Here is a 596-nt window from a genome sequence, read left to right as displayed (position 1 = left end):
TTCTGGCAAGGCCTGAAGAGAGAGACGATGCAGGAGGCGTTCGCGACGGTGCGTCAGGCCAGGCTGGACATCTTCCAGTGGCTCACCTACTACAACGCCTGCAGGCGTCACAGCAGCCTCGGCTACCTGTCACCCGTCGAGTTCGAACAGCAGCACCAGCGAGAACGCAGACTCGCTCTCGCAGCATGAATCCCCGTGTCCACACTCCGGGGGACGCCTCAGTCATCCCGGAGAAGCGGGACCAGGCCGCCAACCGAAAGAAGAAGGGCAGCAGGGGCGGCCGGCCCGTCGCTCACGACGCCGAGCTCTACAAGGACCGGAACAAGGACCGGAACACCGTCGAGCGCCTGATCAACAGGCTGAAGACCTGGCGAGGCATCGCCACCCGGTTCGACAAGACACCCGAGAGCTACCTTGCCGGCCTCCACCTCCGCGCCTCGATGATCTGGATCAAGGAACTCACCAAGACCACCTCTTGATCACGACCAAATGCGCTCCCTAGTGCCGTGACCGGGAAGGTTTGCCGGGTTGGGTGGTCAGGCCGCGGCCGGTAGCGGTCTGCCGCCCCAGCGAATGCCTTTCTCGCTTCGGATGCG

General features: G+C 63.9%; 2 pseudogenes. Both read left to right on the top strand.

Annotated elements, in window-relative coordinates:
- Positions 1-27 precede the first annotated feature (27 nt).
- A pseudogene (locus IF89_RS48890) lies at positions 28-93 on the top strand (hypothetical protein); the annotation flags it as partial.
- A pseudogene (locus IF89_RS39505) lies at positions 75-479 on the top strand (hypothetical protein); the annotation flags it as partial. The pseudogenes IF89_RS48890 and IF89_RS39505, both read left to right, overlap by 19 nt.
- Positions 480-596: the final 117 nt, after the last annotated feature.

The organism is Streptomyces sp. NRRL F-2664, from assembly GCF_000719345.1.
GTDB lineage: Bacteria > Actinomycetota > Actinomycetes > Streptomycetales > Streptomycetaceae > Streptomyces.
This window is presented reverse-complemented; position numbering and strand designations above follow the sequence as displayed.